19 protein-coding genes and 2 pseudogenes are annotated in these 23,088 nt (G+C 68.7%); 11 read left to right on the top strand and 10 right to left on the bottom strand.

Features of this window, described 5'->3' with window-relative positions:
• The first annotated feature begins 50 nt into the window (after positions 1–50).
• Entirely contained in the window at positions 51–374 is a 324-nt protein-coding gene (locus ACIBP6_RS07370) for a hypothetical protein (RefSeq protein ID WP_397049739.1), read from the top strand.
• Here ACIBP6_RS07370 and ACIBP6_RS07365 read toward each other — a convergent pair.
• The 3 genes from ACIBP6_RS07365 to ACIBP6_RS07355 all read right to left on the bottom strand — a co-directional run bounded on the left by ACIBP6_RS07365 (position 358) and on the right by ACIBP6_RS07355 (position 5,826).
• On the bottom strand, positions 358–3,504 hold the full coding sequence (locus tag ACIBP6_RS07365) for a BTAD domain-containing putative transcriptional regulator (protein WP_397049737.1): 3,147 nt from the start codon (positions 3,502–3,504) through the stop codon (positions 358–360). The genes ACIBP6_RS07370 and ACIBP6_RS07365 overlap by 17 nt on opposite strands.
• 233 nt (positions 3,505–3,737) lie before the next feature.
• Entirely contained in the window at positions 3,738–4,940 is a 1,203-nt protein-coding gene (locus ACIBP6_RS07360) for a cytochrome P450 (RefSeq protein WP_397049735.1), read from the bottom strand.
• Positions 4,941–5,178: 238 nt separating this feature from the next.
• Entirely contained in the window at positions 5,179–5,826 is a 648-nt protein-coding gene (locus ACIBP6_RS07355) for a CatB-related O-acetyltransferase (protein ID WP_132618352.1), read from the bottom strand.
• A gap of 270 nt (positions 5,827–6,096) precedes the next feature.
• Between ACIBP6_RS07355 and ACIBP6_RS07350 the strand changes: the two genes are divergently transcribed.
• From ACIBP6_RS07350 to ACIBP6_RS07340, 3 genes are all read left to right on the top strand, one after another.
• The gene (locus tag ACIBP6_RS07350) at positions 6,097–6,648 is read left to right on the top strand and encodes a TetR/AcrR family transcriptional regulator (protein ID WP_397049733.1); all 552 of its coding nucleotides are present in this window, start codon (positions 6,097–6,099) and stop codon (positions 6,646–6,648) included.
• A 125-nt stretch (positions 6,649–6,773) separates the two neighbouring features.
• Entirely contained in the window at positions 6,774–8,033 is a 1,260-nt protein-coding gene (locus ACIBP6_RS07345) for a carotenoid oxygenase family protein (RefSeq protein ID WP_397049731.1), read from the top strand.
• Between the two features lie 20 nt (positions 8,034–8,053).
• Positions 8,054–8,935 (top strand): GntR family transcriptional regulator, encoded by an 882-nt coding sequence (locus ACIBP6_RS07340; protein ID WP_397049729.1) that lies wholly within the window; start codon positions 8,054–8,056, stop codon positions 8,933–8,935.
• Between the two features lie 152 nt (positions 8,936–9,087).
• Here the strand turns inward: ACIBP6_RS07340 and ACIBP6_RS07335 are convergent, their stop codons facing one another.
• Both ACIBP6_RS07335 and ACIBP6_RS07330 read right to left on the bottom strand, forming a co-directional pair.
• Positions 9,088–10,410, bottom strand: coding sequence for an MATE family efflux transporter (locus tag ACIBP6_RS07335; RefSeq protein ID WP_397049727.1), 1,323 nt, complete (start codon positions 10,408–10,410; stop codon positions 9,088–9,090).
• A 310-nt stretch (positions 10,411–10,720) separates the two neighbouring features.
• Positions 10,721–11,488, bottom strand: coding sequence for an SDR family NAD(P)-dependent oxidoreductase (locus ACIBP6_RS07330; RefSeq protein ID WP_397049725.1), 768 nt, complete (start codon positions 11,486–11,488; stop codon positions 10,721–10,723).
• Between the two features lie 159 nt (positions 11,489–11,647).
• Between ACIBP6_RS07330 and ACIBP6_RS07325 the strand changes: the two genes are divergently transcribed.
• A complete protein-coding gene (locus tag ACIBP6_RS07325; RefSeq protein ID WP_397049723.1) occupies positions 11,648–11,956 on the top strand; it encodes a hypothetical protein in 309 nt (102 codons plus the stop codon).
• A 385-nt stretch (positions 11,957–12,341) separates the two neighbouring features.
• Here the strand turns inward: ACIBP6_RS07325 and ACIBP6_RS07320 are convergent, their stop codons facing one another.
• Together ACIBP6_RS07320 and ACIBP6_RS07315 are read right to left on the bottom strand one after the other, a co-directional pair.
• Positions 12,342–13,298, bottom strand: coding sequence for a zinc-dependent alcohol dehydrogenase family protein (locus tag ACIBP6_RS07320; protein WP_397051479.1), 957 nt, complete (start codon positions 13,296–13,298; stop codon positions 12,342–12,344).
• A complete protein-coding gene (locus tag ACIBP6_RS07315) occupies positions 13,196–14,062 on the bottom strand; it encodes a (R)-mandelonitrile lyase (RefSeq protein ID WP_397049721.1) in 867 nt (288 codons plus the stop codon). Before ACIBP6_RS07315 ends, ACIBP6_RS07320 begins: the two co-directional genes overlap by 103 nt.
• 290 nt (positions 14,063–14,352) lie before the next feature.
• Here ACIBP6_RS07315 and ACIBP6_RS07310 point away from each other — a divergent pair.
• The 3 genes and pseudogenes from ACIBP6_RS07310 to ACIBP6_RS07300 all read left to right on the top strand — a co-directional run.
• A pseudogene (locus ACIBP6_RS07310) lies at positions 14,353–14,544 on the top strand (transcriptional regulator); the annotation flags it as partial.
• 14 nt (positions 14,545–14,558) lie between these two features.
• Positions 14,559–16,940 (top strand): annotated as a pseudogene (locus ACIBP6_RS07305) (Tn3 family transposase); the annotation flags it as partial.
• 64 nt (positions 16,941–17,004) lie between these two features.
• Positions 17,005–17,787: a Tn3 family transposase gene (locus ACIBP6_RS07300; protein WP_397049719.1), complete on the top strand. Its 783-nt coding sequence runs from the start codon at positions 17,005–17,007 to the stop codon at positions 17,785–17,787.
• A gap of 205 nt (positions 17,788–17,992) precedes the next feature.
• On the opposite strand, the gene ACIBP6_RS07295 is transcribed toward ACIBP6_RS07300, so the two are convergent.
• Positions 17,993–18,592 (bottom strand): YdeI family protein, encoded by a 600-nt coding sequence (locus tag ACIBP6_RS07295; protein WP_397049717.1) that lies wholly within the window; start codon positions 18,590–18,592, stop codon positions 17,993–17,995.
• Between the two features lie 176 nt (positions 18,593–18,768).
• Positions 18,769–19,218, bottom strand: coding sequence for a carboxymuconolactone decarboxylase family protein (locus ACIBP6_RS07290; RefSeq protein WP_397049715.1), 450 nt, complete (start codon positions 19,216–19,218; stop codon positions 18,769–18,771).
• A 173-nt stretch (positions 19,219–19,391) separates the two neighbouring features.
• Between ACIBP6_RS07290 and ACIBP6_RS07285 the strand changes: the two genes are divergently transcribed.
• From ACIBP6_RS07285 to ACIBP6_RS07275, 3 genes are all read left to right on the top strand, one after another.
• Entirely contained in the window at positions 19,392–20,342 is a 951-nt protein-coding gene (locus ACIBP6_RS07285) for a helix-turn-helix transcriptional regulator (RefSeq protein WP_397049713.1), read from the top strand.
• 147 nt (positions 20,343–20,489) lie between these two features.
• Positions 20,490–21,008 carry a hypothetical protein gene (locus tag ACIBP6_RS07280; protein ID WP_397049711.1) on the top strand — a complete coding sequence of 173 codons (519 nt, stop codon included), beginning with the start codon at positions 20,490–20,492 and terminating at the stop codon, positions 21,006–21,008.
• A gap of 175 nt (positions 21,009–21,183) precedes the next feature.
• Positions 21,184–21,312 carry a hypothetical protein gene (locus ACIBP6_RS07275; RefSeq protein ID WP_397049710.1) on the top strand — a complete coding sequence of 43 codons (129 nt, stop codon included), beginning with the start codon at positions 21,184–21,186 and terminating at the stop codon, positions 21,310–21,312.
• 153 nt (positions 21,313–21,465) lie between these two features.
• Here ACIBP6_RS07275 and ACIBP6_RS07270 read toward each other — a convergent pair whose 3' ends face one another.
• Complete coding sequence (locus ACIBP6_RS07270; RefSeq protein WP_397049708.1) at positions 21,466–22,704, bottom strand: IS110 family transposase; 1,239 nt, start codon at positions 22,702–22,704, stop codon at positions 21,466–21,468.
• Between the last annotated feature and the right edge of the window lie 384 nt (positions 22,705–23,088).

Genomic DNA, 23,088 nt, shown 5'->3' with positions numbered 1-23,088 from the left:
GTGCGGGATCTGGCGTCCGTGCGGGGGTAGTCGATGTACCCGGCAGGTCCGTGGGCGTACAGGCGGGCGGTATCAGTGGCGTTGAGCGGGATGCCGTGGGCGAAGCGGGCGGGGAGGTCGGGTTTGGCTTCGCCGCTGTCCCGTTGATGCTCCTTCCCTATTCGAGCAGCGCATTCGTGCCGGCCGACAAGGTAGGGCCGGGTGTGCGGGAATGCGCGGAGCACCAGCCGTTCACCTCGATCATCGAGAACCCGCGCGGGTTGCCGACCGGCGCGCCGTCGGCGGGCCCGGCCATCACGGCGATCCCCTGGTGTGCCGGACTCACGTTGATCGGCTACCTGTGGGCGCGCACAACGTTCACGAAGCGAGGGTGATCTCCGCCAGCTGACGCCAATCCTGCAGCCGTCCGGCACGGGTCGCCTCGCTGAACGCGGTTTCACCGAGGCGATTCCGCGCGTCCGCGGCGATCCTGGAGGCGTCCGGCTGTGAACGATCCGGCGTACCGCGGACGCCGTCGCTTGCCGCGAGCAACCGCACGGCCTGCTCGTACTGTCCCTGGCGCAGCGCGAGATCCGCGATGCCGATCAACACCTCGGCGATCATCGGTGGATACGCGTGCTCCATGGCCGCGTGGTACGCCTCGGTCCGATGCGCGCGGGCCTCCTCGAGGTCCTCGGCTAGGTAGCCGTGCAGGTCCATGGCCTTGGCGCGGAGCACGTTCTTCGGTTCCGCGTCGCCCAGCATCGTCCGCACCGTGGCCAGGTGCTGGCGTGCCTCGTCCGGCTCACCGCGCCAGCGGGCCAGCTGCGCCTTCGAGACCGCCAGATCGGCGAGCGTGTCCGGCCAGGCGATCTCGCCACGCGCGCACCGCTGAGCTTCCGTCATGGCGGCGGTGCTGGATCGCTCATCGCCGAGCAACCAGTACAGCTGAGCCTGCCGCGCCCGCAGCCCGACCACGTCCTCGGTCGCGCCTACTTCGGTCACCGCCACGACCGCCTCTTCGTAGTGCTCACACGCGCGTGCGAACTCGCCGCGCATGGCGAGCCGATCGGCCACGTAGGTCAGCGCCAGCGAGATCCCCATCCGGTCACCCAGCGTGCGGAACTCGGCGAGGGCGATTTCGAGGTCGCTGTCCACGTCGGTCTCGTCGCCGCCGAGCGTGAGCCGCAGCCGGCCACGAGAGAGCCTGGCCTGCGCGCGCACCCATGGATCGTCGTCGGCGATGAGCGGGTCGAACGCGGGCAGGAACTCCGTCGGCCCGTGCAGCATCCGCTCCAGCGGCACGACGAAGCCGAGCAGCGGGTTGCGATACCCGCTGCGCTGGATGAACCGGTGCGCCTCGTGGATCCACTCCCGCGCCTGATACTGATCGCCGCCGGGCCCGGAGGACACGAATATCGTCACGATGGTGTACGCCATCGCCCGCACCTCATCGGGCACCTCACCGCGCAGCGAGGCCGCCGCGATGCTCAACTCGGTGCCCTCCGCCCGGTGTCCCGCGAGGAACCAGTACCAGCCCACGGCCGCGACCAGCCGCATCGCCTCATGGGCCCATCCCTCGGCGATCGCCCCGCGCGCGGCCGCACTGAGGTTGTCGTGCTCGGCCTTGAGCGTGGACAACCACTCCAGCTGCTCGGCCCGGCGCAGATGCGGATCGGCCGTCTCAGCCAGCTCGGTGAAGTAGGCGAGGTGCGCCCGGCGCGCCGCCTCGGTTTCCCCCACTTCGTCGAGCCGGTGCGCCGCGTACTCCCTGATGGTGTTGAGCATCCGGTAGCGCGGTGTGCCCTCGCCGTCGGCGAGCAGCAGCGACTTGTCGATCAACGCGGCCAGCACGTCGAACAGCTGCTCCCCCGCGAACGTCTCGTCGCCGCACACCCGTTCGGCCGCTTCCAGACTCGCCCCGCCGGAGAACACCGAGAGCCGCCGCAGCACACCACGTTCGGCCTCGGTCAACAGATCCCAGCTCCAGTCCACGACCGCGCGCAGCGTCTGGTGCCGGGGAAGCGCCGTACGGCTGCCACTGGTCAACAGCCGGAATCGGTCATCGAGCCGATGTGCCAGCTGATCGACGGACATGGTGCGCAGCCGTGCCGCGGCCAGTTCGATGGCCAGCGGGATCCCGTCGAGCGCCCGGCAGATCCGCGCCATGGCCGACAAGGTGTGCGGGTCGGAGCCGATGTCCTTGCGCACCAGATCCGCGCGGTCCCGCAGCAGCCGCACCGCGGGCGAGGACCCTGCCTCGGAGGGGTCTGCTCCCTTCGCGGGCAGCGCGAGTGGCTCGACCTGCCACAGGACCTCCCCGGTGATACCGAGCGGCTCCCTGCTCGTGGCCAGAATCCGCAGCCTCTGGCACTCCCCCAGGAGCCGATCCGCCAAAGCCGCGGCCGCCTCGATCACGTGCTCGCAGTTGTCCAGGACCAGCAGGATCGCGCGCTCCCGCACCGCGGCGATGAGCCGATCCATCGGTTCGCCACCCCGCGCACCACCGAGCAAGGCCTGGTCACGCAGGCCGATCGCGGTAAGGGCGACCTGCGCCAGCTCACCGCCTGCCCGCACCGAGGCCAGTTCGACCAGCCATGCCCCGTCCGGGAGCTCGGCGAGCATCGTCCGCGAGGTCTCCGTGGCCAGCCTTGTCTTGCCGGAGCCGCCCGGCCCCGTCAGGGTGACCAGCCGGTGGTTCATGGCCAGACCGGCGACCGCGCCGACGTCACCGTCCTTGCCGACGAAACTCGTCAGCTCGGCGCGCAGGTTCGTCCGGCGATTCTCCGCCCGCTCGCCCAGCTCGCCCCGCAGCAACGCGGTGTGCAGCGCGGAGAGCTCGGCCGATGGATCGGCGCCCAGCTCCTCGGCGAGCCGCTCGCGCGTGCGCTGGTACACGGTCAGCGCCTCGTTCCCACGCCCCGCCTCGGCGAGCGCTCGCATCAAGGCCGCCACGAACCCTTCCCGCAGCGGATACGCGGCGACCAGCTCGGTCAGCTCGGAGACCAACTCCGAGCCGCGGCCGAGGCGGATATCCGCGTCCACCCGATCCCCGAGCGCGGCGACGTGAAGTTCGCCCAGACGCGCGACCACGGCGTCGAACGCGTCGCTGTCGCGCAGTGCGATGTCCGCCATGGGCGTACCGCGCCACAATGCCAAGGCCGAGCGCAGCAGATCAGCCCGTGCCGCAGGGTCGGCGGCGCGGGCCTGACCGACCAGGTGCTCGAACCGGTACACGTCCACGGCGTCAGGCGCCACGGCCAGCCGGTACCCGCCGGAGTGCGCCTCGATCACACCGTCCGGCAACACCCGGCGCAGCCGGGACACCAACGCCTGCAAGGCATTCACTTCGTCCGCGGGTGGCCGTTCCCCCCAGATCCAGTCCACCAGCCTCGAACGCGTGACGATCCGGCCAGGTTCGAGGGCGAGTGCGGCGAGCAGCGCGCGCAGCCGAATTCCAGGAACCTCCACCACGGCCCCATCGGGGTTCCGGACCTCGAACGGCCCGAGCAATTCAACTCGCACATCGGCAATTGTGCCGAACCATGGCGAATACCGACGAATCGCCACTGCGCACCAGCCGCGAACACCGCCGGCCTTCATCGGATCGTTACCGTTGCACGTCTGGCGGAGTGTGCCGGTTTTCCGCCGGCGCGCCCAAAGTTGTCCAGGCAGGTCGCCGTAGGCCGGCTCGGCCCGTCACCCCGGCGCTGCGGGCTCTCGCCGGAAGAACCGTGCTCATCGGGGGTTTCAGGTGCTCAAGACGCGTCCCAGGTGACCGGGAGGCTCTTGACCCCGTAGATGTCCGCGGTCTCCGGGCGCAGGGCGACCTCCTCAGCCGGTACGGCCAGGCGCAGCGTGGGGAAGCGGTGGATCAGAGCGGGGAAGGCGACCCGCATCTCGACGCGGGCCAGCTGCTGGCCGAGGCACTGGTGGATGCCGTGGCTGAAGGCCAGATGCCCGCCGTCCTGCCTGCGCAGGTCGAGCACGTGCGGGTCGGTGAAACGTTCGGGATCCCGGTTGGCGGTGTTGAGCGACAGGATGACCGTCGTACCGGCCTTGATGGTCTGACCGCCCAGCTCGACGTCCTCCAGCGCGACCCGCTGACCCGTCTTGGCGACGGTCAGGTACCGCAGCAGCTCCTCGACGGCGTTGTCGGTGAGCGTGGGGTCGGCGCGCAGCGCGGCCAGCTGCTCCGGGTTCCGCAGCAGGGCGAAGGTGCCCAGCGCCAGCATGTTGGTGGTGGTGTCGAGACCGCCCGCCAGCAGGATCAGGGCGATTCCCCTCAGCTCCTCGTCGGTGAAGTCGCTGTCGGTCAGGTCGCTGAGCACGTCGTCGGTGGGGTCGGCGCGTTTGGCGGCCACCAGCTCCGCGAGGTAGTTCTGGGTCGCGGTGTAGGCCGCCATCAGGTCCTCGTCGCTCGTCTCCCCGCTCATGAACAAGTCGACCTGCTCCTGGAAGGAGCTCCGGTCCTCGTACGGCACGCCCAGCAGCTCACAGATCATGATGGCGGGGATGGGCTTGGCGAACGCGGTGACCAGGTCCGCCGTGGGCCCGGCCTTCTCCATCGCGTCCAGGTGCTCGGCGGTGACCTGCTCGACGCGTTCGGTGAGCTGCCGCATCCGCCGGACGGTGAACTTGCCCACCAGCGGTTTGCGGTATCGGCTGTGCTGCGGCTCGTCCATGAGGAGGAACTCGCCGGGCGGCGCCGGCGGGACCTCGATCTCGCCGTAGTCGATCGTCGGGTGGTGGCGCATGAGCTCCCTGCGGGAGCTGAAGCGTTGGTCGGCCAGGACCGACCTGACCAGGTCGTATCCGGTGATCAACCAGCCCTGGTGTCCGTCGGCGAAGGGCAGGCGGCTGATCGGGCCGTGCTCGCGGGCCTCGATCAGCTCCTTGGGCGGGTCGAAGGGGCAGCCGGGCTGACGCGTGGTCGGCAGCGTGGTGACGACATGTTCCATGATCATTCCTCTCGTCGGGCCGCGATCGCTGATCCGTTCACGGCATCCACCATCGCCGACCGCGCTGATACCGCGCCGTTGTCGTGCTGACACGGCCGCTGACACGAACGAGTGATCTTCCGTGTCCTCGTCACCATGCTGGACGGATCTCCGGATCGTGCGCGAGGTCGCTAGCCGCCTGGCCGTCCGAGCAGGAAGGGGACACCGGCATGGGAGTCCCGTGCCGGTGTCGCGTACGTCAGGTGTTCGGGACAGCGGCTTCCAGGTCGCCGATGTCGCCCGACATGATCGTCCGCACGTGCTCGGTGATGTGCTCCGCGGGCCAATCCCACCAGGCCACGGCCAGCAGCCGGGCGATGTCCCGCTCGTTGTAGCGGGTGCGGATGAGACGGGCCGGGTTGCCTCCGGCGATCCCGTAGTCGGGCACGTCCGAGGTGACCACGGCGCCGGCGCCGATGATCGCGCCGTGCCCGATCCGTACGCCTGGCATCACCGTGACGCCGTGGCCGAACCAGACGTCGTTGCCGACGACGGTGTCCCCGCGGTTGGGCAGGCCGGTGAGCAGGTCGAAATGTTCGGACCACGAACCGCCCATGGTCGGGAAGGGGAAGGTCGACGGGCCGTCCATGCGGTGGTTGGCGCCGTTCATGAGGAACCGCACCCCCGTGCCCAGCGCACAGAACTTGCCGATGACCAGTTTCTCCGGCCCGTAGTGGTAGAGCACGTTGCGCGTCTCGAACGCGGTCGGATCGTCCGGATCGTCGTAGTACGAATACTCCCCCACCTCGATCAACGGCGACGTGACCAACGGCCGGAGCAGCACCACCCGCGGCTGCTCGGGCATGGGATGCACCACGGTCGGATCGGCGGGAACGCGGGGCTGCATGGATCGTTTCCTCTCGAAGTCCTGCTGACGGCAGGTGCTCGCGGGGCGTCAGGACCTGGCGGAGACCGTCGGCACGGCGCGCTGCTTCCAAAGCATCGAGACCGCCACTAACGCGACAACTGCTACATTAAGATGTTGTCATGGACGTTGTCCGCTGAGCAAACCGGAGACAGATCGTTGACTTCCGCGGTTCCATCACCGCAGGGCGGCCCGTCGGCCCCGCCGATCCGACGCCGGCCGGGTGGCCGTACCAGCCGCATCCGTCAACAGGTGCTCGACGCGGTCCGCGCCGAGCTCGGCGAGCGCGGCTACGACGAGCTCACCCTGGACGCCGTCGCGGCCCGTGCGGGAGTCCATCGCGCAACGGTGTACCGGCGCTGGCGGGATGTCGGCGGCCTGCTCGCCGACCTCTTGGAAGCGACGGGTGACGATGACTGGCAGCCCCAGGACACCGGCTCCCTGCGGGGCGACCTGGCGGCACTGAACCACGAGAACCAGGCGGCCCTGACCGAGCGGCCGTCGATCGCCGCAGCCCTGATCGCCGCCTCGTTCCGCTCCGCGGAAGCCGCCCGCGGCCTGCGTCGGCTCTGGGAGGACCGCTACGCCCGCTGCGAGGTCATCGTCAGCCGAGCCGTTCGCCGCGGCGAACTCCCGCCGGACACCGACGCGCGGCGACTGCTCGTCGCCGCCACCGCGCCGTTGTACCACCACCTGGTGCTGCTCCGTACGCCACCCGACCCGGATCTCCCCGACCATGCGGCCAGAACCGCCGTCCTCGCCGCATCGGCCGGTGCCTTCGCCGGCTCCCGGGTAACCGGGTAGCGGATCGAACACCCCTCTGAACGCCGCAGCCGGATGAGTCCAGGCACCAGCATTGCACTAGTGCACAGCACGACCTTTCCCGCCGTGATCGGGGCCTCGCCTGTTGTCCTGCGTACGGTGTTCACGTGAGATACCTCGAAGGGCCCTTCGCGCCCGTCACTGAAGAAGTCACCGCCTACGACCTCCCTGTCACCGGGCGGATCCCGGCCGAGCTCAACGGCCGCTACCTGCGCAACGGGCCCAACCCGCTGGGTGTGGAAGACCCCGTTGTGCACATCTGGGGCATGGGCCAGGGCATGGTGCACGGAGTACGGCTGCGTGACGGCCGGGCCGAGTGGTATCGCAACCGCTTCGTGCGCACGCCCGGCTTCGCGCCCATGGTGCACGTGATCGAGCACGCCCAGCGTACGTTCGCCATGGCAGAGGGTGGCCTGCCGCCCGCCGAGCTGGACGAGGAGCTGAACACCGTGGGCGGGTGCGAGCTGGGAGCGACCGCGGAGGGGTTCACGGCAGGCGCGCACTCCAAGCACGACCCGCTCACCGGCGAGCTGCACTCGCTGTCGTACATGCCGGGCCGCGACTTCGTGCAGCACATCGTGACCGACGCCGGGGGTGGCGTCGTCCAGACCACCGCCATCCCCATGACGCGCACGCCGTTCCTGCACGACTTCGCGCTCACCGAGAACCACGTGGTGTTGTGGGACACGCCGCTCGGCTTCGACGGGTTCGCGTGCCGGTGGCTGCCCGAGCACCCGACACGGGTGGGCGTCATGTCCAGGACCGGTGGGGACGTGCGCTGGCTGGACATCGACCCGGTTCATGTCAGCCACACGCTCAACGCCTACGACGACGGCGACTCGATCGTGGTCGACCTGGTCACGGCCGACGGGCCGTTCGATCCAGCCGATCCTGGGGCGATCCGGCCCATGCTGGACCGCTGGGTGATCACGCCGGACAAGATCCGCCAGCGGCGCGTCGACGACCGGCCGCAGGACTTCCCGCGCGTGAACGAGGCGCGTGCCACCCGCCCGTACCGATATGGCTACTCGGCTGCGACCGCCTTGTACGGGATCCCGTTCGCGCCCGAGGGCATGCCGCCGGACCAGGCCTTCACCAACGCCCTGGTCAAGCACGACCTGGAACGGGGGACGGCCGAGGTGCACGCCTTCGGCAAGGACGAGGCGGTCGGGGAGGCGGTGTACGCCGCCACGGGGCAGGAGGAGGACGCGGGGTACCTCCTCACGTACGTGCACGATGCCTCAAGAGGCGCCAGTGACCTGGTGATCCTGTCGGCGCAGGACTTCACCGGTGGGCCCGTCGCGCGCGTCCACCTCCCGGTCAGGGTGCCGCTCGGTCTGCACGGCAACTGGCTGCCTGACCGCTGAGGCGTGGCAGCATGGCCGTTGTGAACGATCCGCAACCGCCGTACCTCCGGATCGTCGCCGACATCGAGCGGCGTATCGCCGAGGGAGAGCTGCGGCCCGGCGATGCCATCCCCACCACCAGGGCGATCATGCGTGAATGGGGCGTCGCGATGGCGACCGCCACGAAGGCGCTGGCCGCGCTCAAGCAGGCAGGCGCCATCGAGTCCACCTCTCGGGTCGGCGCCGTGGTCGCTCCCCGGAGACTGCCCTCGCGTTCGGCCGGGGGTCTCGAACGCGACCGCGTCGTCCGCGCGGCCATGGAGATCGCCGACGCCGACGGCTTGGCCGCGTTGTCCATGCGGTCGGTGGCGGCCAAGCTCGGGGTCGCCACCATGACCCTCTACCGGCACCTCGAGGCCAAGGCCGAGCTCACCCAGCTGATCGCCGACGCCGCGTTCGCCGAGATCGACTATCCGGAGCCGCCACCGGGCTGGCGTTCCCACCTACGGGTGGCCGCTCAGCTGCAGTGGGCGACCTACCAGCGCCATCCCTGGTTGCCGCGCCTCGTCTCCATCACCCGGCCGGTCACTCTGCCAGGACTGCTGGCGTACGGGCTGTGGACCCTGCGGGCGCTCGACGGCCTCGGCCTGGACCCGACCACCCGCATGCACGTCTACGCCACGATCGTGAACTACGTCCGGGGCACGGCGGTGAACATCGAGAGCGAGGCCGTCGCCGAGCTGGACACGGGGATGACCAGCAAGCAGTGGGTCAGAGCCAGGCTGCCCGTGGACGGGCCACTGATCGCCCAGGTCGCCGAGCCGGGCACGGAGCTCGACCTGGAGTCATTGTTCGCCTTCGGCCTGGAACGCCTGCTCGACGGCCTGACCTTCGTGATCACGCCCCGGGAGAATCGCCGCTGAGCGGGCCTCCACCGTTGCCTGCTCCTCGCGCTCGGCTTGCCTCGGCGAACTCCTTGCGCGGGGCCGTGGCGATGCGGCCGGCGGTGCCGGGAATGTCGTTCAGGTCGACGACGTCGTGCGCAGCCCGCGCGTCGTCGTTCGGCCCGTTTCATTCAGCCGGTCGCGGCGGCTGCCTGAGCGGCGCTGCCCCTGGCCGACAGTTTCCGTATGTGTTGTACGGCGATGAGCGGCACCGTCACGCCGATCAGGTTGCAGTACGCCACCGCGGCGTAGAAGCCGTCCGCGCTGCCGACGGCGTGTGCCGCCGCCGCGCTGACCGCGACGATCAGGCCGAAGTAGATGGCGTTGAGCACGATGGCCCGGAAGCCGCCGCCGGTCTCCTCCATGACGGTCAGCGAGGCGAGCACAGGTCCCTGGACGGCGTAGGTGAGGCCCACGGAGCCCAGGTAACTGCCCGTAGCTGCGGCCACCCCGGCGTCGCCGCCTATCAGCCGCGCCAGCGGGTCATGCAGTGACCACACCAGCGCCGCGATCACCACGTAGGTCACGACGGTGACCTCGATGCCACCGCGCATCGATTCACGTATGCGCCGCCATTCGCCCGCGCCGCGTTGCTGGTTGATGGTGATCGCTGTGGCTGTACCCAGGACCATCCCCGGCAGCAGCACGACGCTCTGCAGGGTGGACGCGACCGTGAACCCGGCCACGGCGTTCTCCCCGTAGTTCCCGAGGACGCCGATGACCGCGAGGTTGTACGCGGAGAGCACGAGAAAGGACATGGCGATGGGCACACCGATGCGGCGCAGGTCGGTGAACACCTCGCGCCGCCAGATCCGGGCGGCCGGCGGATGCCACAGCTCGGTGCGGCGCAGCAGCACCAGACCCATGGTCAGGCCGGTCAGACCCGCTGCCGCCTCGGCGATGGGCACCGCCGCGATCCCGATGTCGGCACCGAGCCCGAGGCCGGCCACGAGGCCGATCCGCACGATCGCCGTACAGATGACCAGGACGGTGGCCTGTCGCACATACCCATAGCCACGCAGGCTGGACGCACACATCTCCTCCCCGACGGCCAGCAGGCTGGCGGCGCTCGTCCAGCGCAGGAAGGAGGCAAACGTGTCCCGCAGCCCGGCGTCCATATGGAGGAGACCGGTCAGGGAGGGAGTCGCGACCGTGAGGACCACGTACAGGGCCGCGCCGAGCCCGAGCCATACCCTGGCCAGGCTGGCGGCGTTCGACATGACGTCGTGGGGGCGCCCGGCCCCCCTGCTGATCGCGGCGGCGACCTGGTTGCAGACCGCGAAGCCCACACTCAGGGCAAGGACGATGAGGCTGACAGGCTGATACAGGGAACGCACATAAATGGCCTCTCCCCCCATACGACCCAGAATGGCGATAATTCCGAGCTGGGCAGCGAAATTGAGGGACCCGGCCACAAAAAGAGGAACAGCGAGGCCGGAGATGGTTCGCCACACCCCCCTTCTTTCGTGAGCGGCCAAGGGAAACATGCGGACCTCCGGGGACACAATGGCTCGGGGCGCGAATTGACCTGCGGGACGATAGCTACATTCATCGACGAATGTCCACAGGGCCTGGCTGGTTCAGCCTCAATGACTCGTCGGAGCGGGGAGTCGGGGCCGTGGGTGCCGTTGGCCGCTCAGATGCTGAGGGGACGGCGTCCGGCGCGGGCGTGCCGCATGCCGTCAGGACGAGCAATGCCGACAGGCCCGCAACGATCACGGTGTCCTTCGATCGCATGGCTTGAGATCTCGGGGACGCTGGGGGTCAGCGGGCTACGTAGCCGCCGTCGACGGGCAGGGCGACGCCGATGACGAAGCTGGCGCCGGGGCTGGACAGCCACAGCACCGCCTGGGCCATCTCCTCGGCGCGGCCGAGCCGATTGATGGGCTGGTCGGCTTCGGCCTGGGCGCGGTCGAGTTCCCCCTTGGCGACCATGTCGGAGACCATGGGGGTGTCGATGGTGCCGGGGCAGATGGCGTTGATGCGGATGCCGCGGGGCGCGTATTCGAGGGCGGCGCTCTTGGTGAGCCCGATGACACCATGCTTCGAGGCGTGGTAGGAGGCGCGGCCGGGGATGCCGACCAGGCCACCCAGGGAGGAGCAGTTGACGATGGCGCCGCTGCCCTGGGCGCGCATGTGCCGCAGTTCGTGCTTCATGCACGCCCAGACACCGCGCAGGTTGACGGCATTGACGCGATCGAAGACCTCGACCGGCTCGTCGGCGGCGTCGCTGGGCGGGATCTGGATGCCGGCGTTGTTGAAAGCCATGTCGAGACGGCCGAAGGTTTCGACGGTGCGATCAACGGCGGCGGCGACCTGGTCCTCGTCACTGACGTCACAGGTGAGGGCGAGGACCTGGTGGCCGGCGCCGGTGAGGTCCTTGGCCGCGGCCTGCAGGGCCTCGGCGTTGATGTCGGTGAGGGCGACTGCGGCCCCGGACTCGGCGAAGGCGCGGGCGGTGGCCAGTCCCATCCCGGAACTGGCTCCGGTGACGAAGGCGACCTGGCCGGTGAAGTCGTAGGTGGGATTCATCTCGTGTTCTCTCCTGGCTGGTGATGCTCTCTGCTCGGGTGCCGGCCTTCTTCGGTCGGCTGCCGACGGCCCGCGCTTGAGCGGACGACCCTGGGTCCGTCCCGGGGTTCCTGCGGGTCAGGGCGGCGGCTACTCGATCACCTCGACGGTGACCTGGCCTTGTTCGAGACTGTCGGGCTGCCGCAGGCCCGACTCGATGACGTCGTCGTCGTGGCCGCCGTCGGCGTTGTAGTAGAAGCCGGGGTTGCCCCACGGCTTGTAGGAGATGAGGACACCGTTTCGGGTGACGCTGCCGGGCGAGCTGTCCGTGATGAGGCGCTCAGGCAGGTGGCTGATCTGGCGAAGTCCTCAAACGCCAGGGCCAGCCGCAGCTCGGAGACGAAGTCTCGGCTCGTCGGATTGTCGGCCATACGCACGACAATCTCGGCATCGGGCGTGCAGAAGCGCACGCGCGTGGCGCTCATCTGATCCCCTCCAACGGGCACCGGTCGCGGGCACTGCGCCGCACGCCCTCTGGTCGCAGCCCTTCTTGGTGCCCGGCAGGGCAAGATGTTCGCGCCGCAGGTCCAGCAGCGAGGTCCGGTTGCCGATCGTCACGTGGTGCGGCATCCGTTCACCATCACCGACAGCGTGCTGCTGTCACTGCCGCCAGTTCGGCCTGCTCGGCGGGGACGGCGCACGACAGGACGCCGGCCGCCGCGCGCCGAGTGTGGTCGTCGACAGGAAGGCCCGCCGGGACCCCAGCGTCACCGCGTCATCGCCACGGTCGTGACCGGAGAGCTCATCGGACATGAAGCCTCACTTCTCCTTCATCAGCAGGAGGAACGGACGAGACGCCAACCCGAACCGCCGGTCAGGGCTCCAGGAGGACTTTGATCGCGCGGCGTTCGTCCATGGCCCGGTATCCCTCGGCCGCCCGGTCCAGCGGCAGCGTGAGATCGAAGACCTTGCCGGGGTCGATCTTCCGTTCCCAGATCAGCTCGATCAGCTCGGGCAGGAACCGGCGCACCGGAGCCGGGCCGCCGAGCAGGCTGACCTGGGCGATGAAGAGCTCCTCGCCGCTGAGGGCGACGTCGTGGTTGACACCCACGAAGCCGACGTGGCCGCCGGGCCGGGCGGAGCCGATGGCCTGCCGCATCGACTCCTGGGTGCCGACCGCCTCGACGACGCTGTGCGCGCCGAGCCCGTTCGTCAGCTCCTTGACCTGAGCCACGCCGTCGTCGCCGCGCTCGGTGACGATGTCGGTGGCGCCGAACTCGCGCGCGAGCTTCTGACGCGTCTCGTGCCGGCTCATCGCGATGATCCGTTCGGCGCCGAGCTGCCTGGCGGCCAGCACCGCCATGAGTCCGACCGCGCCGTCGCCGACCACCGCGACCGTCTTACCGGGCCCGGCCTGCGCGGCCACCGCGCCGAACCAACCGGTGCCCAGCACGTCGGAGGCGGCCAGCAAGCTGGGGATCACCTCCGCGCCGGGCATGCCCGGGGTGGCCACGAGGGTGCCGTCGGCGTGCGGGATCCGGGCGCGCTCGGACTGGGTGCCGACCTCGTTCATGAACACCCGGTGGACGCAGGAGGAGGGGTAGCCGGAGCGGCAGATCTCGCAGACGCCGTCGGAGGCGACGAACGAGCCGACGACGAACTGGCCGGGCTTGACGGTGGTGACCTCGCTGCCGACCTCTTCCACCACGCCGACGTATTCGTGCCCCATCACGGCCGGCCCGTCGAGCTTCTCCACGCCCCGATACGGCCACAGGTCCGAGCCGCAGATACACGTCGCCGACAGGCGGATGATCGCGTCGGTCGGCTCGATGATCGCCGCATCCTGGCGGTCCTCGACGCGCACGTCGCCAGGGGCGTACAACACTGCTCCACGCATGATGGATCTCCTTGACCAGACCAGATGTGCCGTGACGTGGCCGGTCGGCAGGCCGCCGAGCTCAGCCGCGCAGGCTGGAGTGGACCGCCCCGAACGGCGTCGCCGACGTGCTCCAGCCAGGTGGTCTCATCGCCCTCCCACAGCGCCGGATGAACCATGAAATGCTCAGGTGCGGCGCCGTGCCAGTGCTCCTCGCCCGGTGGGGTGTGCACGATGTCGCCCGGATGGGCCTCGATGAGCGGCTCGCCGCGAGATTGGATCAGCGCGACGCCCGCCACGATGAACAAGGTCTGGCCGAGGCCGTGGGAATGCCACGCGGTACGGGCGCCCGGCGCGAATCGCACCATGTTCGCATGCGCCCGGGACGGCTCCCGGCCCTGGTAGATGACATCCCACCAGGCGTCCCCGGTGAACATCTCGGCCGGGGCATTGCTGGTCGGTGGCTTCGTCATCAGCTCCATCTTCAGGTCAGCTCCGATCTTCTTCAGCTCGGTCATGGCGGTCATCGCGTTCGGCCGGCGGGCGTAGAACGCCACCTGCTTCAGCTCCTTCGCGCTCAACCCGTTGTCCATGGCCGTCTTCAGGTGGAAGGCCAGTTCGTTGCCGCGATACAGGGCCGCCGGCGCCGCCACGGTCACCTGACTCCGACAGCGCCGTGACAGGGCCGGATCTGGCCACACCTCGCCGAAGCACGTCATCGGTCAGGTGCACCAGCTGTGGAGCGATATCCCCGAACATGGCCTGGGCCGCCGGACGACCCGACAGACGCATCCCCCTCCTTCATTCGCCCTGTATCCGTGAACGGTCCGATCATCTGCGCCGCAGGAGAAGATGACCTCCTGCACGGCGTTCCTTTGCCGGACGACGATCGCCTCCCGCCGCTGGGCAAGGTCCAGCCAACCCGGTCCCATTCGCCGGCGGGAGGTCGCGTTTATCGGGGGACAACCTCCACCCCCTTCCGCCCGCGGCCGCTCCCTACTGTGAAGAGGTGCATGACAACCGAGACGAGATCCGCGACTTCCTGGTCAGCCGACGCGCCAGGATCACCCCGCAGCAGGCGGGGCTGGCCCCCGGCAGCCGCCGCCGGGTGCCGGGGCTGCGCCGCGAGGAGGTCGCCGTGCTGGCCGGCGTGAGCACCGACTGGTACACCCGTCTCGAGAAGGGCCACATCAGCGGCGTCGAGTAACCAGAGTTATGCGATGTGGCCATGGGCTCCGTCGCAGGCCCGGCCGCGAAGTAGCAAAACGTTATGTCTCCGGCGCGTTGCGTCGCCATCACGGGTGCGACATACCAGTTGGTAGCCGGACGGTTACGACCCATGTTTTTCCTGATCTCGTTGGAGGTCCGGGAGAAGGGGTGCGGGACATGCGACGCGAATGGGAGATCGAGGACCTGATCGAGTGCTGGACGCTGGATGAGGAGGAACTCGCGCTGCTGGCGAACAAGTCCGGGGCGACTCGGCTCGGCTTCGGCCTGATGCTGAAGTTCTTCGAGCTGGAAGCCAGGTTCCCTCGCCGGGAGGACCTGCCTCGCCCAGCGGTGGAGTTTATGGCGGGACAGGTCAAGGTGAACGCGGAGTTGTTCGCCTCCTACGACTGGTCCGGGCGCACGATCGAGTACCACCGGGCGCAGATCAGGAAGTTCCACCACTTCCGCGAGCCGACGGTCGGCGATGAGGACAAGCTTGCCGACTGGCTGGCCACCAAGATCTGTCCGGTGGAGATGTCGCGGGATTGGTTGCGCGGCGCGCTGCTGGCGCGCTGCCGCGAAGACCGGATCGAGCCGCCGAAGACGACTCGGATCGAACGCGTGCTGGGCGCGGCAGAGGCGATGTTCGAGCGGAACTTCACCGCCACGACCGTGCAGCGCTTGTCGCTGGAGTCGGTCGGAAAGCTGGAAGAGCTGATCGTCGCCCAAGCTCCCCCGCCCGTCGTCCCGGTCGCCGGAGGGGACGCTCCGGAAGGGGACGGGCAGGCCCAGGCCGCCGCTGTCGCCAGTGGCGGCCGGCGCGCGTTCTTGCAGGAGCTGAAGGAGGACCCGGGGCCGCTGCAGTTGGAGACGCTGCTGGCGGAGATCGGGAAGCTGGAGCGGGTCAAGGCGGTCGGTCTGCCGGCCGCGTTGTTCGAGGGTGTCTCGGAGAAGGTCGTGGCGGGCTGGCGGGCCCGGGCGATGAAGATGTACCCGTCCGATTTCGAGGCGGCGGCGCCGCCGGTGCGCCTCACGCTGCTGGCCGCGTTGTGCCAGGTGCGGCAGGCGGAGCTGATCGACGGGCTGGTGGAGCTGCTGGTCCAGCTCGTGCACAAGATCAGTGTTCGGGCGGAGAAGAAGGTCGAGGGCGAGCTCAACGCCGAGTTCCGGCGGGTGCAGGGCAAGAACGGGATCTTGGTGAAGCTCGCCACGGCGGCGCTGGAGCTGGCGGAGGAGATCGTCCGCAAGGCGCTGTATCCGGTGGTGGGTGAGCGGACGCTGGCCGACATCATCGCTGAGGCCAAGGCGAACGAGAAGGAGCTGCGTACCCGGGTGCGGACCAAGCTGCGCGGCTCCTACTCCCACCACTATCGGCGCGGCCTGCCCAAGCTGCTCAAGGCGGTGAGGTTGCGCTCCAGCAACGACACCTTCAAGCCGGTGATGGACGCGCTGGACCTGCTGAAACGCTACGACGGTTCCGACGCCGACTTCTACGCGGCCGCCGAGGCGGTGCCGTTGGAGCACGTGGTGCCCGACGATTGGCGTGATGCGGTCTTGGACCCGGACAGCGGCCTGGTGGAGCGGATCCCGTACGAGCTGTGTGTGCTGGTGGCGCTGCGCAAAGCGATCCGGCGCCGTGAGATCTGGGTGGAGGGCGCCAACACGTGGCGCAGCCCCGATGAGGATCTGCCCGCTGACTTTGAGGACAACCGGGATGTGCACTACGAGGCGCTGGCCAAGCCCCGCGACCCGGCCGACTTTATCGCCGACCTGCAGAAGCGGCACGTGGCGGCGCTGGACCGGCTGAACAAGGGGCTGAAGAAGGCCACGACGGGCGGGGTGAGCATTACCAGGAGGAAGGGTGAGCCGTGGATCAGCGTGCCGCCCCTGGGCAAGCAGGTCGAGCCGGAGAACTTGGAGGCGCTGAAGGAGGAGATCGCCCGCCGCTGGGGCGTGATCGACCTGCTGGACCTGATCAAGAATGTCGACCACGTCACGAAGTTCACTGGCGAGTTCACCTCGGTGGCCTCGCGCACGGTGACTGATGCGAAGGTGCTGCGCCGCCGGCTGCTGCTGTGCACCTTCGGGCTTGGCACGAACATGGGGATCAAACGGGTCGCCGACGGCACCGCGGCGATCGAGGGGATGGAGGCCGACACCGAGGCCGCGCTACGCCGGACCCGCCGGCTGTTCGTCAACCGCGACAACCTGCGGGCCGCGATCCGCACGGTGGTCAACAAGACGCTGGAGGTGCGCGACGTCTCGCTGTGGGGGCCGGGCACGGCGTGCGCGTCGGACTCGCGCAAGTTCGGTTCCTGGTCGGCGAACTTCATGACCGAGTGGCACCAGCGCTACGGCGGCGCCGGGATCATGGTGTATTGGCACGTCGAGCGCAAGAAACGTGTGCATCTACAGCCAGGTGCGCTCCACCACCGACTCCGAGGTGGCCTCGATGATCGAGGGCCTGCTGCGCCATCTGACCAGCGCGGAGATCGATCGCCAGTACACCGATACGCACGGAGCTTCGATCGTTGGCTTTACGTTCTCGCACTTGCTGGACTTCAAGCTGCTGCCCCGGCTGAAGAACATCGGCTCGGCCCGCCTGTACCGGCCGGGCCTGACCGAAGGCGAGGCCTGGCCGCAGTTGGAGGGCGTCCTGTCGGGCAAGACCATCGACTGGGAGCTGATCGCCAACCAGTACGACCAGATGATCAAGTACGCGACGGCGCTACGGCTGGGCACCGCCGAAGCCCATCAGATGCTGCGCCGCTTCACCCGCGGCGGCCCCAAGCACCCCACCTACCGGGCCATCGAGGAACTCGGCCGAGTGATCCGCACCGTCTTCATCTGCGACTACCTGGCTGAAGAGGAACTGCGCCGCGAAATCCACGAGCACCTGAACGTGGTGGAGAACTGGAACTCGGCCAACAAGGACATCTTCTATGGTAAGGCCGGTGATCTGACCGGCGACGACCGTGAGCATGTCGAGGTCTCCGCGCTGGCCCTTCACCTGGTCCAGGCCGCGATCGTCTACCTGAACACCAGGATGGTGCAGATCGTCCTCGCCGAGCCGAAGTGGCGAAAGAAGCTCACCGACGCCGACCGGCGCGCCCTGTCGGCTCTGTTCTGGTCCCATCTGAACCTGTACGGCAAGTTCGAGCTCGACATGAGCAAACAGCTCGACCTCGGGCCGGGGCCGGGCGCTGAGGGTCAACCGTCAGCTGGTCCGCTCTGAGCGACAAACGATCTCGGGGGTGGCCCGCGCCGGGCGCGGGCCACCCCCTGGTGCTTACGGGCCGGTCTGGGTGAGCGCGACGATGACGTGGAGCATGCCAATGACGGTTCTTCGGGGCTGGGTCAGGTTCCGGCTCTGGCCGAACGCCGCGCCGCCATGTGCGTGGGCTTGGAGGAGCGAGGCGGGGAGAGGAGTGGTCCGGCGTTCAACTGCCGAGGGCGCGCTTTTGTGGGTGGATCGTCTCGCCGCGGGCGAGCATGTCAACGAACTGGGTGATACGGCGGGCTCGGGTCTCGGCGCGTTTGGCGTTCGTGATCCGATAGAGAACGGCGTAGCGGTTTTGGGAGGTGAGGATGTCGAACATCGCTTGTGCCTGGGGGTTCGCGGCCAATGCGGCGGCCAGGTCGGCTGGTACCTCGATGCCGGCTTGTCCCGCGTAGGCCGTGTCCCAGCGGCCGTCGGCCTTGGCGCGTTCGACCTCGGTCATTCCGGCCGGATGCATCCGGCCCTCGCTGATCAGACGGGTGACGATGGAAACGTTCCGCGCTGACCAGGGACTTTGCCTTCCGCGAGGGGTGAAGCGCCGGCAGAAGGTGATCTCATCCCGCCGTCGTAGCCGGCCATCGATCCAGCCGTGGCACAGGGCTTCGTCGAGCGCCTGGTCATAGGTCAGGCTGGTGGGCCGGGTCGTGTTCTGCTTGGCGAGGACCAGCCACACCCCTGCCGAGCTGTCGTGGTGCCTGCTGAGCCACTCCCGCCAGGCTCGGGCATCGGCAACGGTCAGTTCCAGTAGTTCGTTGCTCATCGTCATTGTGCCCCTGATGATCACCAAAGGGATGGTTGTCGGCGGTCACCGAAGGTGAGAGCCCAGAACGGGGGCCTGCCGGCAGTGGCGCTGGATCGGCCAGCGGTGGAGCCGGCCGATCTCGTCCTTCGCCACGTCGCCACCGCGTCCTCTGGACGGATGACGGCCGCCCGCCTTCACCAGGCCTTGCCAGCCTGCTCCCGGATCGTGTGGTTGATCCGGTTGAAGAAGTTGGTGATTGCGATGTTCAAGATGATCGCCGACATCTGCTTCTCGTCGAAGTGGGTGGCAGCAGCGTCCCAGATCTCGTCGGTCACGCCTGGCGCGCCGTCCTGGATCCGGGTGGCGGCCTCGGTCAGCGCGAGCGCTGCCCGCTCCTCCTCGGTGAAGAACGGGGTCTCGCGCCAGGCGACCACGCTGTGCAGCCGCTCCTCGGTCTCTCCATGCTTCTTCGCCGACTGGACGCCGGCGAACACACACGGGCTGCAGCCGTTGATCTGGCTGGCCCGCAGATGGACCAGCTCGAGCACGAGCGGGTCGACGCCACCGGCGTGAATCGCCTTCTGGAGATGCTGGACCGCTGTGATCACGTCGGAATTCGCCACGCTCTTCATGCGTGCATCCATCAGTGTTGCTCCTTCATCGGTTACCTCGGCCCGTCCGGTTCCGTCATCTAACGCACCTTGGCGGAGGTCATCGTCGTAATGGACTTTTCGGCCGAGAAGTTCTCGGTCATGCCGGCGACGTTACGGTATGACCCGGTCAGAAACGGTCCTGGTTATCGAGCAGACTGTCAGCCATGGTCAACACCTCGGCGCGGCTGCTGCAACTGCTGTCTTTGCTGTCAACGCGGCAGTCCTGGACGTGCGCTGATCTGGCCGCCCAACTGGAGATCACCGAACGGACGGTTCGCCGGGACATCGCCCGGCTACGTGAACTCGGCTACGGCATCGAATCGGAGATGGGCCCATGGGGCGGCTACCACCTCGGGCCCGGAACCAGCACTCCGCCACTGATCCTTGACGAGGAGGAGGCCCTCGCGGTCGCTGTCGGGCTGCGCACAGCCGCCTTCAGCGGAGTCTCCGGCAGCGACCAAGCAGCCCTGTCGGCGCTGCTGAAACTACGCCAGGTACTGCCGGCCAGGATCGCCGACCGGCTCGGAGAGCTGGACGCCGCGTTCACCCACACCGCACGACCCGACGACAGCCAGATCTCCCCCGCGCTGCTCCTCGACCTGGCCACCGCGTGCCGGCGAGGCGAACGCACCCAGTTGACCTACCGCGACGGGGCCGAAACGACGTCCACCCGCCGAGTAGACCCCCACCGGCTCATCTACACCGGCCGCCGCTGGTATCTCCTCGCCTACGACCTGACGCGGCAGGACTGGCGCACCTTCCGTACCGATCGCATCATCGATGCCACAGCCACCGGGCAGGCCACCGCCCTGCCCGACCCGCCAGATCCAGCACAGATGGTCAGCACGGGCATCGCGCTGAGGCCCTACCCGGTGCGGGTGACCATCCGCCTGGCCGTACCGGCCGATGAGGCCCGCAGGCTGGTGCCACCAACGGTCGGCGTCCACCACCCGGACGGCGATGACGCAACGATCATCGACATCGGCGGGCCAGACGCCGACGGCCTGGCCCGCTACCTGCTCAGCCTCGGCCGACCACTCCAGATACTGCACCCAGAAGAGGTCCGCCAGGCATTCCTCACTCGCACACAACAGCTCCTCAACGACAACCAGTAACACAAACACCCGCCGATCGCTGACACGGCTACCTGCAGTGACGGATGTTGCCAGCCACCATGAAGTGCGAATTCGATCTTGACTGTCTCAATCGAGGTTCGCTACTTTCGGCCCCACTCGCGCCGGTTCAGGGGGCACTCTGGAGGCATGTCGAAGACGACGCCCGAGGCGGGACGAGCGACGGGTTCGCGGCTGTGGCGCGGCATGGCGATCATCGCGCTCGTAGTGCTGGCGGCCTCTCTGGCGTCGGGACTGCTGTGGTTCTTCGCCGACCCGCTGAACCTGCCCCCGCAACTGCTGGACACTTTGGACCAGCGGGCCAGCGTGATCGGCATGTTCACCGGCATGCTGCTGGGCGCGGCCGGGCTCGTGGTCGCGGTGATGGCATTGCGCGCGCAGACCCGCGCCGACCGCATCCCGACCGGCATCGCCCCGCCCGAGACGACAGCAGCCGAGCAGCAGACCCCGCAGGTGGCGACCGGTCCCCGCACCCGCCGACGCGGGCGACAACGGGGGCGACGAGCGCGCCCCCGGCCCGGTGACGCCGATGAGCCGTCTATCGGCACCGGCAAGTACGTGGTGGACCCGCGGCATGCCCACGGCGTCCAGGTCGGTGAGAACCTCACCCAGCACAACGTCTTCCGCTCGCCTGCCGATCCCGCCTGACCCGATCTGACCCCAGCAGACACGAGGCCCCCGATGGACCCGCAGCCCGCTCCCGACCGGCCCACACCTTCCGCCGGGCCGTCCGAAGAGTCGACGGCCGAGCCGGGTGCCGAGTCGGGTGGGCAGCCCGTACGGCCAGAAAGCTCCTCTTGCTTTCACGTGTGTGGAGCCGGACTTGGTGGTCGAGATCCTGGTGGATACGGCCAAGGACGGGCATCGGCACCGGCACGCCGTCCGCTACCTTCGGCCGCGGACCGACCTTGATTCCATGCTCGTCGTCGAACCGCGCGACGCTGTGGCCTGATCGTCGAGCTTGTGCCGGCATGAGGTTTTCAGAGGGGTGCGCACCCCGGGATGTCCAATAGCGGGGCGGGGTGGGGAGGGCAGCCGGGCGACCGCTCTGGAGGAAGGGCTCGGGGCCCGGGGTGATGAGAGGTCTGCATCCCGGCTGCCCGGTCTAGGTGCCGCTGTGAGGCGGGAAGGCCTTGGCCTCTTGATAGAGCTCCTCGCTTGCTAGGCAGTGGTACAGGCAGTTCAGTAAGCGTCCGGCCGGGTGGCGCAGCGCGCCTGTCCACTGGTCGCCCGCCGCGCGGCGCCGGTCGTAGTGGGCGCGGGCGCCGGGGGAGCGGGTGAGGCTGGAGAAGGCCCATTGGTGACATGTGGCCTTCAATAGTTTGTTGGCGACGCGGCGATGGCTGACCGAGCGGCTGCCTCCGCTCGTCCAGGTCAAGGGCGCGACCCCGGCGTAGGCGCGCAGCCCCTTGGCTGTCTCGAATCGGTCGGGGTCATCGCCCAGTTCGGCCAGGAGCCGAGACCCCATCACCGGGCCCACACCCGGGAAGCTGAGATAGATCGGGGCTTGCGGGTGCGCCAGGAAGACTTCGGTCATGTCACCTGCCAGGGTGTGGACCAGCTGGTCGGCGCATTCCAGGAACGTCAGCGTGGAGAGCACCGCCACCCCCATCGCCTCCTCTGCTGTCGGCGGCTGGCGGAGCTGCCGTTGCCGAAACAGCGCGTGAAGCCGCTCGGTGTGGTGAGCGATGAGCCTGACCCGTCCAGCGGCGGCGAGCGTGCTGGCGATCTGACGGCGTGTCAGCCGCCCAGCCGCAGCGGGAGTGGGGGCGAGGCGGAGCAGCGCCCGGGCCTCCGGTCTCAGGATGGTTTTCGGCAGGCCCTGCCAGGCCTGCAGGGCGGCTGGGTAGTAGGTGCGCAGCTGGCTGCGCAGGCGGCGTAGGTAGTACTGCTGCTGGTTGACGGCGTGCCGCTGCGCGCGGGAGAGCTCGACCAAGGTGAGGAGCTGTTCGCTGTTGCCCGGCAGTGTGCGGTGAAGCTGGCCGTCGGTGCGGATGATGTTCGCCAGAAGTCTTGCGTCACTTTGGTCCGACTTGCGCTTCTTGGCGGGGCTGACGCGGCCTCGGTAGCGGGCGACGACAGCGGGATTGATCGCGACGACCGGCTGCCCCGCAGTGCGGAGAGCGGCCACCAGCAAGCTCCGGCCTGTCTCGATGGCGATCGGCACCTGTTTACGCGGATGGCGACGCGCTGTGGATGGGCTGGTCAGGACGCCGAGCAGCTCTTTCAGTCCCTCATAGGTCTCAAGGATCCTGCCTTCGCTGACCACATTGCCTTTGTCGTCCAGGACGGCGTAGTCCTGCGCCGATTCCGACCAGTCAAGACCGCACCGGTAGCGGGGCACCCGTATTTCCTCCTCAGGCGGTCGCACATGGGTGAGCTGGGGCGAGCACGGTAGATACTGAGGGCGACGGCTTGCCGGCGCAGACCTCCGGCCTTTCGGCCGTCCGGCGGAAGGCATCTTCATGGTGTGGCTGCAGCGAGCCGGCGGCCATGCCGAACGGGGGCGCACGCAATTCACGGAATCCACGGAACCGATCGCCGTCCTGCGGCGCCCCTTCAGCGGGCGCGAGGGGAACTCATTCCCGCGATGCCCCGGCATGCGCCGACAGGTCATAGGGGGCGCAGATGCGCTCTCGGTAGCGGATCATGATTTCTCCTAGAGGGCAGGGCGAAGTGATGCCGGTCCCTCTAGGGATGATGATCGGGTGTGAAACCCGTGAGGCGA

The sequence above is a fragment of the Nonomuraea terrae genome, assembly GCF_044465245.1.
In the GTDB taxonomy this organism is placed as follows: domain Bacteria; phylum Actinomycetota; class Actinomycetes; order Streptosporangiales; family Streptosporangiaceae; genus Nonomuraea; species Nonomuraea terrae.
Note: the sequence above shows the minus strand (reverse complement) of the source record. Positions and strands in the feature narration are given on the sequence as shown.

What these genes read in the sequence shown, in the direction of transcription:
- ACIBP6_RS07315 (WP_397049721.1), bottom strand. Translation starts at nt 14,062, where the DNA reads ATGACGTGCTTCGGCGAGGTGTGGCCAGATCCGGCCCTGTCACGGCGC.
- ACIBP6_RS07300 (WP_397049719.1), top strand. Translation starts at nt 17,005, where the DNA reads ATGATCGAGGGCCTGCTGCGCCATCTGACCAGCGCGGAGATCGATCGC.
- ACIBP6_RS07360 (WP_397049735.1), bottom strand. Translation starts at nt 4,940, where the DNA reads ATGGAACATGTCGTCACCACGCTGCCGACCACGCGTCAGCCCGGCTGC.
- ACIBP6_RS07280 (WP_397049711.1), top strand. Translation starts at nt 20,490, where the DNA reads ATGTCGAAGACGACGCCCGAGGCGGGACGAGCGACGGGTTCGCGGCTG.
- ACIBP6_RS07355 (WP_132618352.1), bottom strand. Translation starts at nt 5,826, where the DNA reads ATGCAGCCCCGCGTTCCCGCCGATCCGACCGTGGTGCATCCCATGCCC.
- ACIBP6_RS07290 (WP_397049715.1), bottom strand. Translation starts at nt 19,218, where the DNA reads ATGGATGCACGCATGAAGAGCGTGGCGAATTCCGACGTGATCACAGCG.
- ACIBP6_RS07330 (WP_397049725.1), bottom strand. Translation starts at nt 11,488, where the DNA reads ATGAATCCCACCTACGACTTCACCGGCCAGGTCGCCTTCGTCACCGGA.
- ACIBP6_RS07295 (WP_397049717.1), bottom strand. Translation starts at nt 18,592, where the DNA reads ATGAGCAACGAACTACTGGAACTGACCGTTGCCGATGCCCGAGCCTGG.
- ACIBP6_RS07285 (WP_397049713.1), top strand. Translation starts at nt 19,392, where the DNA reads ATGGTCAACACCTCGGCGCGGCTGCTGCAACTGCTGTCTTTGCTGTCA.